We start from the raw sequence: 12,641 nt of genomic DNA, 5'->3' as shown, positions 1-12,641 counted from the left end.
ATTTTTTATTTTCTAAAATTTCAGAATCCTTTTTAAACTTTATTCTTACTTTTTACTTGAGTCTTTTTACTTGGCTCTTTTTAACTTTTACTTGGCTCTTGATTAATGAAACTGCTCCGCTTCCGTAGAACCAGCTAAAGCTGTGGTAGAAGAATTTCCTGCGGTAACAACGGTTTGAACTGCATCAAAATAACCAGTTCCTACGAAACTTTGGTGTTTCACTGCACGGAAACCTTTCGCTTGTAATGCAAATTCTCTTTCTTGTAATTCGCTGTAACCCGCCATTCCTCTTTCTTTGTAAGCCAATGCTAGTTCAAACATCGCAGTATTCAAAGCGTGGAAACCAGCCAAAGTAATGAATTGGAATTTGTATCCCATTTTCGCTAATTCTTCACGGAATGTTTCCATTTCAGGAACGGTTAATTTCGCTGCCCAGTTGAAAGATGGAGAACAATTGTACGCCAACATTTTTCCAGGAAATTTTGCATGAATTCCTTCTGCAAATTTTCTCGCATATTCTAAATCTGGATTAGAAGTTTCCATCCAAATTAAATCTGCATAAGGCGCATAAGAAAGTCCTCTGTCAATACCTTGTTCTACTCCACAATTCACTTGGAAAAAACCTTCAGAAGTTCTTTCACCAGTTACAAATTTTTTATCTCTATCATCAATATCAGAAGTCAATAAATCTGCTGCATCAGCATCTGTTCTTGCTACTAAAACAGTAGGAACTCCGCAAACATCTGCTGCTAATCTTGCCGCAATCAATTTATTGATCGCTTCTTGAGTTGGAACCAAAACTTTTCCACCAAGGTGACCGCATTTTTTAGCAGAAGACAATTGATCTTCGAAGTGAACACCAGCTGCACCAGCTTCTATCATTTGTTTCATCAATTCAAAAGCATTCAGATTTCCTCCGAAACCAGCTTCTGCATCTGCAACGATTGGAACCAAATAATCTTTTTCACCACCTCCATTTACAGACTGAATTTGGTCTGCTCTCAAAAGTGCATTATTGATTTTTTTCACCACTGCTGGAACTGAATTCGCAGGATAAAGCGATTGGTCAGGATACATTTCTCCAGAAAGATTCGCATCTGCGGCAACTTGCCAACCAGAAAGATAAATCGCTTCTAAACCTGCATCCACTTCCTGAACTGCCTGATTTCCTGTTAAAGCTCCTAATCCTGCAACAAAATCTTGACTATTTAGCTTTTTCCAAAGCAACTCTGACATTTGAGCAGCAATGGTATAATCTAACTTGTATTTTCCTCTTAGTTTTAAAACTTCTTCAGCAGAATAAGGTCTTGTAATTCCGCTCCATCTTGGATTTTCTCTCCATTCTTTTTCGAGCGCTTGGATTTGTTCTTGTCTGTTCATGATATTTTGGGTTTGTTTGTTAAAATTTTGATACGAGTTCCGTGTTCCGAGTTCCGAGTTAAAAATTTCGTATCTCGTATCTCGAATCTCACATCTAGATAAACGGATACGATTTTAAGGTTAAGAAATCTTCAAAATTTTCATCGAAAACCAATTCATTAAAGAGTTTGGTTGCTAAATCAAATTTTCCTTTCTCGAAACGATTTTCGCCTACATATTTTTTGATATTTTCAAGTTCTTCTTTCTCAAATTCCAGAACCATTTCTTGGGTCAATGTTCTTCCGTCATTAAGTTTTGCTTGATTTTTTAGCCATTGCCAAACTTGAGTTCTAGAAATTTCCGCAGTGGCAGCATCTTCCATTAAATTATACAATGCAGCTGCTCCAGTTCCCATGAGCCAAGATTCTATATAAAGAATTCCTACGTTGATGTTTTTTCTTACGCCTTTTTCGGTGATTTCACCTTTTGGAACTTCTAATAAATCTGCCTCTGTAATATGATATTCTTCGTGTTTTTTATCTATTTGATTTGGTGTAGGCATAAATTCATCAAAAATTTTCTTTGCTACAGGAACCAAACCAGGATGTGCAACCCAAGTTCCATCGTGCCCGTTTTTCACTTCACGTTCTTTGTCGGCTCTAACTTTCGCATATGCCAATTCGTTTTCTTCTTCATTATTTTTCACAGGAATTTGCGCTGCCATTCCTCCCATTGCATGAACTCCACGTTTGTGACAAACTTGAATTACTCGTTTAGAATAGGCACTCATAAAAGGTGAAGTCATGGTCACTTGATCTCTGTCCGGAACTAAAAATTCCTTGTGATTTCTGAATTTTTTGATGTACGAGAAAATGTAATCCCATCTTCCACAATTAAGTCCAGAACTGTGTTCTTTGAGTTCGTATAAAATTTCATCGAGCTGAAAAGAAGCAGTAATGGTTTCGATGAGAACTGTGGCCTTAATAGTGCCTTGAGAAATACCTAAATAATTTTGTGAGAAATTGAAGATCTCATTCCACCATCGTGCTTCTTTATAATGCTCTAATTTTGGTAAATAGAAATAAGGACCGCTTCCGTTTTCTAATAATTTTTTCGCATTTCTGAAAAAATAAATCCCGAAATCAATCAGAGAGCCAGAAGCTTTTTCTCCATTTATTGTAATATTTTTTTCGTATAAATGTAAACCTCGAGGTCTTACCAAAAGCACCGCCAATTTCTCGCCCAATTTGTATGATTTCCCTTCTTCGTTTACAAAATCTATGGTTCTATTGATTGCATCAGAAAGATTAATTTGTCCTTCCATACAATTTTCCCAAGTTGGCGAATTAGAATCTTCGAAATCTGCCATAAAAGTAGACGCTTCAGAATTCAAAGCATTGATAATCATCTTTCTATCAACTGGACCTGTAATTTCTACACGTCTGTCTTGTAAATCTTTTGGCAATCTGCTACATACCCAATTTTCTTCTCTAATTCCTGAAGTTTCTTCGGGAAATTTTGGAAAAACTCCTCCATCTATATTTTGTTGCACCATTTTTCTTGCAGACAATAATTCTAATCTGTCTTGATTAAATTTTTTATGCAAGTAAACCAAAAATTTCACCAATTCTTCCGAGAAAATTTCGGGATAATGATGAGCGGCTGTGATTTTGAAATTAGACTCCATAATATATTTTGTTGTGGGTTTCAAAAAAATGTGGTCATTAGTTTTTATTTGAAACAAAATGAATAGATTTTGAATTTGTTCTTTTGCAAATATAAAAAATATTTTCACTTACAGCGAACGTTCGCTAAATTTTTAATATGATTTATTATGCGAAAAATCGCTTATATTTCTTATCTTTGAATTTTAAAGGCTTTTTCGCCTTATTTAGATTCAATAAAAATTTTATCATGAGCAGCGAAAGTGATTTTATCAAGACCGTTTTTGGTTTAAAACTGAGACAACAGAGACAAAAAAGAAATTGGTCACTGCAAGATTTAGCAGACAAAACCAAACTTTCTAAATCTTATCTCAACGAAATAGAAAACGGAAAAAAATACCCTAAACACGACAAAATCATTCAGTTAGCTGATGTGTTGAATTGTAAATTTGACGATTTAGTCTCTACCAAATTAGACAAAAATCTTGCTCCATTTAGTGAGATTTTACAAAGTGATTTCTTCAAAGAAGTTCCGCTAGAACTTTTTGGAATCAATAAGAACACGCTTATTAATATCATCAGCGAAGCGCCAAAAAAAGTAACTGCCTTCCTTAATACTTTAATCGAAATTTCCCAAAATTATAATCTAGGAAAAGAGCGTTTTTACTTCGCTGTAGTGAGAAGTTTTCAAGAATTATACGACAATCACTTCCCCGATATCGAAGAAAAAGCAAAAAATTTCGCTGAAGAAAATCAATTAAAGCTTGGGAAAAATATTGACATTAAACATTTAGAAAAAATCTTGATTGATGTTTTCGACTATGAAATAAAATCCGAAGATTTTGAGCAATACGGAACCTTAAATCATCTTCGTTCGCTTTACGTTCCTGAAAAAAAATTATTGCTTCTGAATCGTTTACTTGACGAGAACCAAAAAACCTTCATCCTAGCCAAAGAAATTGGCTTTCAAGTTTTAGAACTTAATCCAAGACCGAATACTTATTCTTGGTTAGATTTCACGAGTTTCGAAGAATTATTAAGCAATTTTTACGCATCTTATTTTGCAGGTTGTATTCTGATTCCAAAAGATGAATTGATTGAAAAAACAGAAGAATTTTTTGACGAACCAGACTTTGATTCTCAAAAATTCGATGAATTAATTGCCCATTTTACCAATTCTCCTGAAACTTTTTATTATCGCTTAACCAATTTACTTTCAGCCGAATTTGGGATAAAAGATTTATTTTATTTGTGTTTCGTCAAAAAGAAAAATACAGACAAGGTTCAAATTCTCAAGGAATTACACCTAAATCAACAGCAAGCTCCACACGGAAATGCTACCAATGAACATTATTGCAGACGTTGGGTTGCCATTAAAAATCTAAAAGAACTAAAAGAAAACGAGACCGCCACTTCTGCACAAATTTCTCATTATAAAGATTCTGGATTGAGTTATCTGGTTATTTCTACCTCGCACAGAAATCCATTTTCAGACGGAACCAACAGAAGTTACTGCTTGGGAATTTTACTGAATTCAAACTCTTTGAAAAAAATAAAATTTGCGAAAAACGACAGCATTAAATCTGAAGATGTAGGCGTAACCTGTGAAACATGCAGCATTTCTGATTGCGAAGTAAGAAAAGCACCGCCAACCCGATTAGAAAAAGAACACTTCAATGAAAGCATGAAAAAAGCGATTGCAAAAATCAGAAAAGAATTGCTATAAATTTTAACATTTTTTGCGGATAACTTTAGACAAAATCTATTGAAATTTTATTTTGCGCGAACTATCTTTGACCAGAGAAGATTATGAATTTCGACAGAATAAAAGAAAAACTAGAAATCCTTGCAGACGCTGCTAAATACGACGTTTCCTGCTCTTCGAGTGGTGGAAATCGTAAAAACAAAGGCGGGTTAGGCAACAGTCACACTGCGGGAATTTGTCACTCTTACACAGAAGATGGCAGGTGTATTTCCTTGCTCAAAATTCTCTTGACCAATCATTGCATTTACGACTGTTTATATTGCGTTTCCAGAAAATCAAACGACATAAAACGAGCAGCTTTCACTGTGGAAGAAGTGGTAGACCTCACCATGAATTTTTACCGCAGAAATTACATTGAAGGTTTATTTTTAAGTTCTGGAATTTTTAAAAATGCAGATTTCACCATGGAACGATTGGTGAGAATTGCCAAAAAACTGAGAGAAGAACATAACTTCAATGGTTACATTCACCTAAAAACCATTCCTGGAGCAAGTGATGAATTAATTAGAGAAGCGGGTCTTTATGCAGACAGACTTTCCATTAATTTGGAAATCCCTACAGAATCTGGCTTAAAACTTCTCGCTCCCGAAAAATCCCATCAAGACATGATAAAACCGATGGGTTTTATTAAAAATGCTTTAACGGTTTATCAAGAAGAAAGAAAAATTTTCAGAAAAACTCCGAAATTCGCCCCAGCTGGTCAATCTACCCAAATGATTGTGGGCGCAACCAATGAAACCGACCTGAAAATTATTCATGTAGCCAAACATTTTTATCAAAATTACAACATGAAGCGGGTGTACTATTCTGGTTACGTTCCTGTTTTAGAAGATAAAAATTTACCTTCCATTCATGCGCAAGTTCCAATGCAAAGAGAAAACCGACTGTATCAAGCAGATTGGTTGATGCGTTTTTATGGATTTGACGCGAATGAAATTTTAGACAAAAATCATCCGTTTTTAGATTTAGAAGTAGACCCAAAATTAGCTTGGGCGCTTAGAAACAGAGAAAAATTCCCTGTAAATATCAATACAGCTCCGAAAGAAATGCTGTTAAGAATTCCTGGAGTGGGCGTAACTTCTGTAAATAAAATTCTGATGGCGAGAAAATTTCAGAAACTGAATTTAGAGCACCTCAAAAAAATGGGCGTTGCCACCAACAGAGCCAAATATTTTATAGAATTTGAAAGTCAAAATATTTTCAACCAACTGATAGACGAGCAGAATTTCAGACAAATCATTGTAAACGGCATGAAATCTAAATGGCAAAATCCGTTTTCGGAGCAATTGAGTTTGTTTTAAATCTACGCAATGACGCAAAACACTTTTAAAAATAATGACAAAAAATTAAGTCGCAAAGTTTTCAACTTCGTTGAAATACTAATCTGAAAATCTTTGATTTTCTTGCGTCTTAAAAACAATGATAAAATGAAAATTATTTAGCGCCTTTGCGTTTAAAATATGACCACCTTACTCTACGATTCCACTTTTGAAGGTTTATTTACAGCGATATTCGAAGTTTTCGAGTACAAATATGATGTGGTGGAAATTGTGGCTCAACAAAATTACAGTCAAGAGAATTTCTTCGCAGAAACACACGAAGTCATTACTGATTTTAACAAATCTGACCGAGTTCTGAAAAAAATAGAAGAAAACCTAGGAAAGCAAGGCATTTCTCAACTCATGATGGTTTATTTTTCGGAGAGAAAAGACTTAGAAAGATTAATTTTGAGCGCAATCCAGCATTCTATAAAACATCCGAAACAAAATATTTTACAAGATTTTGGAAATGATGATATTTTAGAAATTTCTAAAATTTGCAGAAGCGTGAGCCGAGAACGACACCGAATGCTGGCTTTTGTACGTTTTGAATTACTGCAAGACGAAGTGTATTTTGCCAAAATAGAACCTGATTTTAATGTTTTACCACTTATTAGAAAACATTTTAAAGAAAGATACGCTGATCAAAAATGGATGATTTTCGATTTGAAAAGGCATTATGGAATTTTCTATGATTTAAAAGAAGTTCATTTCTTCACGCCAGATTCTTCTCAATTACAAAATTTTAGAAATTCTGAACAATTCCATCACGAGGAAGAGAAAAAATACCAAAAACTTTGGCAAAGTTATTTTGTAAAAACTGGAATTCCTGAACGAAAAAACATGAAACTTCATATTCAGTGGGTTCCGAAACGCTATTGGAAATATCTGACGGAGAAGTTTTAATGAATGGAAAATGGAAAGTTGAAAATGGAAAAATAAAGAATTTTTACGGAGGAATTTCTCAGTTTAAGAGAGGTTTCATTTTTATCTCGCTGATTAAGCTGAATTTCTAAAAAGTGAAAAGAAAACCGAAACCTTGTTCTAGCCCGGATTGAAATGAAAATCTTTTTTCTTGTTGATGGAGCAGAGCAAAGTGGCAAGAAAAAAATTGTAATGGAAAGCCGGACTGCAAGTTCAAAAGTTGACAAAAACGTCTTGCTCCTAAAAAAATCATTTCTTATCTTACATCAATGCATCTAGGATTCTGTGCGCTGTACATTTGCATCATAATAAATAACTAAAATACAAAATATTATGGCAACAAAATGGAACTTAGACACTACACACAGTGAAATTACCTTCAAAGTAAGACACATGATGATTTCTAACGTAAAAGGAGCTTTCAACACTTTTACTGCAGAAGTAGAAGCAGAAGATGATACTTTCAAAAACGCAAAAGTAAGCGCGACTATCCAAACAGATTCTATTGACACAAATAACGCAGATAGAGATACTCACTTGAAAAGTGCAGATTTTTTCAACGCTGAACAAAACCCAACGATTACTTTCGAAAGTGCTTCTTTAGCTGATGATGTAACAGGACATTTAACCATCAACGGTGTAACTAAGCCTGTACAATTAGAAGTAGAATTTGGTGGAATCAACCAAGATCCTTGGGGAAACACTAAAGCTGGATTTACTTTTGAAGGAAAAATTAAAAGAAGTGATTTCGGTTTAAACTGGAATGCAGCCTTGGAAACTGGCGGTGTTTTAGTAAGCGATGAAGTAAAAATCGCTGGAGAATTACAATTCGTAAAAGGATAATAACAAACACAAACGATGAAAGATGCAGAACGCTTTAGAGCATTCTGCATCAATTTTTAATTAAAATGAACATCAACGTATTAGAATACATTTCCGAACAATTGCCCAAAAGCGAAAAAATGCCAGTTCTATTTTTAGGACACGGTTCGCCGATGAATGCAATAGAAGAAAACCAATTTGTGAGAGGATTTAGAGAAATTTCTAAAAAAATTCCTACTCCCAATGCTATTTTGTGTATTTCTGCGCATTGGTACACCAAAGGAACTTATGTAACTTCGGGAGAAATGCAGAAAACGATTCATGATTTTTATGGATTCCCGCAAGAACTTTTCGAGGTAGAATATCCCGCCAAAGGAAATCCTGAATTGGCGAAAGAAACAGCAGAACTTTTGGCGCCCACTTCAGTTATAGAAACCGATAGTTGGGGACTAGATCATGGAGCGTGGAGTGTGATTAAACATTTATATCCCGCAGCAAATATTCCTGTAATTCAAATGAGTATAGATTATACTCAGCCTGCTCAATATCATTTTGATTTGGCTAAAAAATTACAAAAATTAAGAGAAAAAGGCATTCTGATTATCGGAAGCGGAAACGTAGTTCACAATCTTAGAATGATTGACTGGAAGAACATCAATACGGTTGGCGCTGGTTGGGATTGGGCAATAGAAGCGAGAGCCAAAACAAATGAATGGATTCTCGATGGAAATTTTCAGAATTTAATTCATTTTGAAAAACAAGGAACGGCGCTACAAAATGCCATTCCTACTCCAGATCATTATTTACCTCTGATTTATACGCTTGGTTTGAAGGAAAAAAACGACAATATATCACTTTTTAACGACGAAATCATCGGTGGGAGTCTAAGTATGACGAGTGTTTTGATTAATTGAAAATGGAGAATTGAAAATTGAAAATTATAAACTTTGTCAAGATTTTTTGGCAAAGTTTTTTTTTATTTTTTTATCAAATTTATTTTTTCTAAAATCAGTTCATAACTATCAGAATTAAACGGAATTTCCATCTGATTAGTCATAACAATGGTTCCTCCGTTTGATTTATTAATAGAAATGAGATTATTAAAATTCACGATATAAGATTTGTGAACTCTTATAAATTGTGGATTTTCGGCTAAATTTTCTTCGAACATTTTCAGGTTTTTACTTGCCAAAATCTTCTTACCATCCGTCAAATGTATTTCTGAATAAGCGCCTTCTCCTTTGATATAAACAATTTCATCTGGCAAAATAAGTTCTATTCCGTTGCTATGAGAAATTCCTATTTTTTTGGTTTCTGAAAAATCTTTTCCTAAGTTTTCGTGAAGCACTTTTATTTTCTGACTTGTTAATTTCTGAAATCTATTTACCGCTTCTAGCAATTCTGTAGGATTAATGGGTTTTAACAAATAATCTACCGCCGAAAGTTTAAACGCTTTAATGGCATATTCTTGATAAGCTGTGGTAAAAATTATTCCAAAATTTAAATCTTTTTCGTCAAAAAAGTCTAGAATTTCTAATCCAGAATGTCCAGGCATTTCGATGTCTAAAAACACCAAATCTGGCTTATGTTTATGTATAGATTTTACAGCATTAGGAATCCCATCACACTCTGCCACAATTTCTAAATGGGGCAAAAATTCTGCAATTAAATATCTAAGAGAAACTCTAGCTCTTTCTTCGTCATCTACAATCAGTGCTTTCATAATACATTCATGGGTTTTAGTTGAATTTTCACCAAAGTTCCTGTAGAAACTCCATTTTCGTTTTCCTTATTTTCTATGATGATAGAAACCGAATTTTTATACATTTTATTAAGGATTTCTACTCTTTTTTCTTGTGCTGAAGTTGCAAAAGAAGCTGGTTTTTGGTTGCCTTTTTGAGCATTAATAATTTTACTTTTTTCGATACCAATTCCGTTATCTTCAATAATAATACAGAGAAAATCTTTTTTCTGTTCAAAGGAAATATTCAATATTTTTTCTTTTCTAGAATGAAGAAGTCCGTGTTTAATTGCATTTTCTACATAAGGTTGCAGAAGCAAAACAGGAATATGAATTTTAGAAAGATGGTCCATATTTTTAGTCGAGATTTCATAGTGTAAATCTCCATTAAATCTCGCTTTTTCTAATTCTAAATACAGTTTCAGCGTTTCTATTTCTTCTTCTAAAGAGATGTAATCTTGTTCTGTAAATTCTAAAATTTTGCGCGTTAATCCAGAAAATTGAGACAAATAAGTAAGCGCTGGCTTTTTTTCATTGGTTAGAATATACGACTGCAAAGTATTGAGTGCATTATAGAAAAAATGCGGATTCATTTGCGATTTAAAAGCTTTGAGTTTTGAACTATTGCTCTCTTTTTCTAAACGAATGGTGTCAATTTCTAGCTGTTTGGTATAATTTATTTTTCTGATTTGATATCGATAATAAAAAATGATTAAAAAAATCAACAAACCTCCTACAAAAAGTATAAAAATCCAAGATTTCCAAAAAACTTGTTTTATGGTAAAATTTAATACAATGGGCGATGCATTTTTATCTTCGGTTTTCAATGTGATTTGATAATCGCCAGCCGAAAGTGACGGAAAGTCTAATTTTCTAGAATTTTCGTCTGCGAGATGCCAATTTCCATTATTTATTTTATAAAAAACCTTGTATTTTTCTCCTGGAGTAAAATTGAGCAAAGCATATTTTAATTCCAAATTGTTTTCATCATTTTCAAATGATTTTTGAGAAGAAAAAGAAGTGATTTTACCATTTACTTTCACCTCATCTAAAATTAATTTCGGGTAATTCTGATGTTCTTGATAAGAAAGTGGCAAGGATAAAATCCCTCTATTTACACCAATAAAAACCTTATCGCCTATTTCTGTAATTTGACTGAATTCAAAATCTTGGTTGTAAGAAAGTTTTTTGTATTGTTTTCGAGTTTTAAAATCATAGACAAAAATTCCATTGTCAGAGTTCAAGTACAATCTCTCATTAATCATTCTGATATTGAGAATTTTATTCTGAGAAAGCGACTGAAAAACATTTGGTTGAATGATTTGAAAGTCTTTTACTTGCAACAATTTATTATTCTGAGTAAGTGCAAAAATCTGCGAGCCATATTGAACCAATCTACTGATATACACAGATTTTCCTCGATATAAAATTTCTTGAGTTTTATTTTTTGAAACCACAAAAAGACCTTTATTGGTTGCAAAATATAATCTCAAATTTTCTGCATTGAAAACCACAGATTTCCCTCTCACTTTATTGATTAAAGTATTCTGAGTTCCTAAAGTAATCTGAGGAGGAAAGATTTTTTTCCAATCGGCTTTTGTATTTCCAAAACTGAGAAAACCGCAAGTTCCGCTCGCTGCAAAAGCAAAGTTTTTCTCGTCTAATGGAACAATATCTTTGATGGCTGCTTCGTCTTGGTAGACTAATTTTCCATTTTGGTCTAGAATTCTAAAACCGTAAGAAGAAGTAAAAATATTCGGAGAATTATTGAAAGATCTCAACAAATAAATCTCGTGTTTATTTTCTCCCTTAAAAATTAACTTTTCTTTTTGATTTTCAATATTTTTCAGAAATAACTCTTCATTTTGTGTCCCGATGAGCAGTTGGTTTTTATACGCAGAAAGTGAAGTGATAATATTTTTACTTTCAAAAAACTGCACATGAAGATTGGGAACTAAGAAAATTCCATTATTGATGGTAGCAAACCAATAATTCTGATTTCTATCTTTATAAACCGTAGAAATGTTATATCCTTTGAAAAAAGGTTGTGCTAAATTCGTGCTAAAAGCGCCATCAGTAGTACAAAGCCAGTTTTCTTTTCCATCAAAAGACGTGTTTTGCACGAAAGTGATTTCTTTAGGAAGACTAACTTTAGAAAATGTATTATTTTTAAAATAATACCCAAAATTTTCATGCTTAGAAGTAAAAAGCAAACCATTTTTGGTGTTCTGCATAATTCCTGCTCTGAAATTTTTAAGCGCTCCTGGAAGTTGAACTGCGGTTTTTCCTTTTTCATTAATGATGAGTAATTCATCTGCGAAAACATAAAAATTCTTTCCATCGCTATGCGTAAAATTGAGTTTTTTTTGATTGATAAGATAAGATTTCTTTTTCTTTCCCGTCATCAAATCATAAACGATTACTCCTTCTTCTTCTACCGTAAAAAGCGAATTATTAATGAGTCCAAATTTAAGATAACCAATAGGAATGTGAGGTTTGAACAATTTCAGTTGTCCTTTTTCTATAAAATAAAGATAACCATCAAAATTGCTATACCAAATTCTTCCATATTTATCTTCGCTGATACAAGAACCTGATTTAGAAGTCTGTTCATCTAATGCATAATTCTGATAATTTTTACCGTCATATCTGAATAGACCTTGTTCTGTAGAAAGCCAAATAAAACCTTTTCTATCTTGATAAACATCATAAACCACTTCTGTAGGCATTCCGTTTTGCTTACTGAGATGGTAATAATAGGGAATATTATTTTGTGCAGAAAGCACAAAATTTATTAAAACCGCGAGAAAAAATAAGATTTTCTTAATCATTATAAACAAAATTAACAATAATTCTTCTCACTCCGTTTCAGAGTTTACTAAAAACCATTTTGAATTAACGAAAATCTAAAAGTTAGTTACGTTAATCCAAAATCAGATTTGGTTAAATGTACTCCAGAACAAAGCATCACTAGAAATAATTTTGCAAAAAAAACATGAAGAAACACTTTAGCCAATTCTTACAAAAATTATATCGCTATTGGTTTA

9 protein-coding genes are annotated in these 12,641 nt (G+C 33.2%); 5 read left to right on the top strand and 4 right to left on the bottom strand.

The window, feature by feature from the left end:
- Window positions 1–102 precede the first annotated feature (102 nt).
- Both aceA and aceB read right to left on the bottom strand, forming a co-directional pair.
- Window positions 103–1,380, bottom strand: a complete 1,278-nt coding sequence (aceA, locus tag C3729_RS11345; protein ID WP_185117743.1) for an isocitrate lyase — start codon at window positions 1,378–1,380, stop codon at window positions 103–105.
- Window positions 1,381–1,474: 94 nt separating this feature from the next.
- Window positions 1,475–3,046 (bottom strand): malate synthase A, encoded by a 1,572-nt coding sequence (aceB, locus tag C3729_RS11340; protein ID WP_104794261.1) that lies wholly within the window; start codon window positions 3,044–3,046, stop codon window positions 1,475–1,477.
- Between the two features lie 227 nt (window positions 3,047–3,273).
- Here aceB and C3729_RS11335 point away from each other — a divergent pair, with 227 nt between their 5' ends.
- The 5 genes from C3729_RS11335 (at window position 3,274) to ygiD (ending at window position 8,767) form a co-directional block, all read left to right on the top strand.
- The gene (locus C3729_RS11335) at window positions 3,274–4,749 is read left to right on the top strand and encodes a helix-turn-helix domain-containing protein (protein ID WP_104794332.1); all 1,476 of its coding nucleotides are present in this window, start codon (window positions 3,274–3,276) and stop codon (window positions 4,747–4,749) included.
- Window positions 4,750–4,832: 83 nt separating this feature from the next.
- Entirely contained in the window at window positions 4,833–6,089 is a 1,257-nt protein-coding gene (locus C3729_RS11330; RefSeq protein ID WP_104794260.1) for a putative DNA modification/repair radical SAM protein, read from the top strand.
- 159 nt (window positions 6,090–6,248) lie between these two features.
- Window positions 6,249–7,013, top strand: a complete 765-nt coding sequence (locus tag C3729_RS11325; RefSeq protein ID WP_104794259.1) for a TIGR03915 family putative DNA repair protein — start codon at window positions 6,249–6,251, stop codon at window positions 7,011–7,013.
- Between the two features lie 351 nt (window positions 7,014–7,364).
- Window positions 7,365–7,874 carry a YceI family protein gene (locus C3729_RS11320; protein ID WP_104794258.1) on the top strand — a complete coding sequence of 170 codons (510 nt, stop codon included), beginning with the start codon at window positions 7,365–7,367 and terminating at the stop codon, window positions 7,872–7,874.
- A 65-nt stretch (window positions 7,875–7,939) separates the two neighbouring features.
- Window positions 7,940–8,767 (top strand): 4,5-DOPA dioxygenase extradiol, encoded by an 828-nt coding sequence (gene ygiD, locus C3729_RS11315; protein WP_104794257.1) that lies wholly within the window; start codon window positions 7,940–7,942, stop codon window positions 8,765–8,767.
- A 62-nt stretch (window positions 8,768–8,829) separates the two neighbouring features.
- Here ygiD and C3729_RS11310 read toward each other — a convergent pair whose 3' ends face one another.
- The gene (locus C3729_RS11310) at window positions 8,830–9,576 is read right to left on the bottom strand and encodes a LytR/AlgR family response regulator transcription factor (protein ID WP_104794256.1); all 747 of its coding nucleotides are present in this window, start codon (window positions 9,574–9,576) and stop codon (window positions 8,830–8,832) included.
- Window positions 9,573–12,425 carry a histidine kinase gene (locus C3729_RS11305; RefSeq protein ID WP_104794255.1) on the bottom strand — a complete coding sequence of 951 codons (2,853 nt, stop codon included), beginning with the start codon at window positions 12,423–12,425 and terminating at the stop codon, window positions 9,573–9,575. The genes C3729_RS11310 and C3729_RS11305 overlap by 4 nt, the downstream gene beginning before the upstream one ends.
- Window positions 12,426–12,641: the final 216 nt, after the last annotated feature.

The sequence above is a fragment of the Cloacibacterium normanense genome, from assembly GCF_002943105.1.
GTDB lineage: Bacteria > Bacteroidota > Bacteroidia > Flavobacteriales > Weeksellaceae > Cloacibacterium.
Note: the sequence above shows the minus strand (reverse complement) of the source record. Positions and strands in the feature narration are given on the sequence as shown.

Coding starts and splice junctions, on each gene's coding strand:
- aceA (WP_185117743.1), bottom strand. CDS start 1,380: ATGAACAGACAAGAACAAATCCAAGCGCTCGAAAAAGAATGGAGAGAA.
- aceB (WP_104794261.1), bottom strand. CDS start 3,046: ATGGAGTCTAATTTCAAAATCACAGCCGCTCATCATTATCCCGAAATT.
- C3729_RS11335 (WP_104794332.1), top strand. CDS start 3,274: ATGAGCAGCGAAAGTGATTTTATCAAGACCGTTTTTGGTTTAAAACTG.
- C3729_RS11330 (WP_104794260.1), top strand. CDS start 4,833: ATGAATTTCGACAGAATAAAAGAAAAACTAGAAATCCTTGCAGACGCT.
- C3729_RS11325 (WP_104794259.1), top strand. CDS start 6,249: ATGACCACCTTACTCTACGATTCCACTTTTGAAGGTTTATTTACAGCG.
- C3729_RS11320 (WP_104794258.1), top strand. CDS start 7,365: ATGGCAACAAAATGGAACTTAGACACTACACACAGTGAAATTACCTTC.
- ygiD (WP_104794257.1), top strand. CDS start 7,940: ATGAACATCAACGTATTAGAATACATTTCCGAACAATTGCCCAAAAGC.
- C3729_RS11310 (WP_104794256.1), bottom strand. CDS start 9,576: ATGAAAGCACTGATTGTAGATGACGAAGAAAGAGCTAGAGTTTCTCTT.
- C3729_RS11305 (WP_104794255.1), bottom strand. CDS start 12,425: ATGATTAAGAAAATCTTATTTTTTCTCGCGGTTTTAATAAATTTTGTG.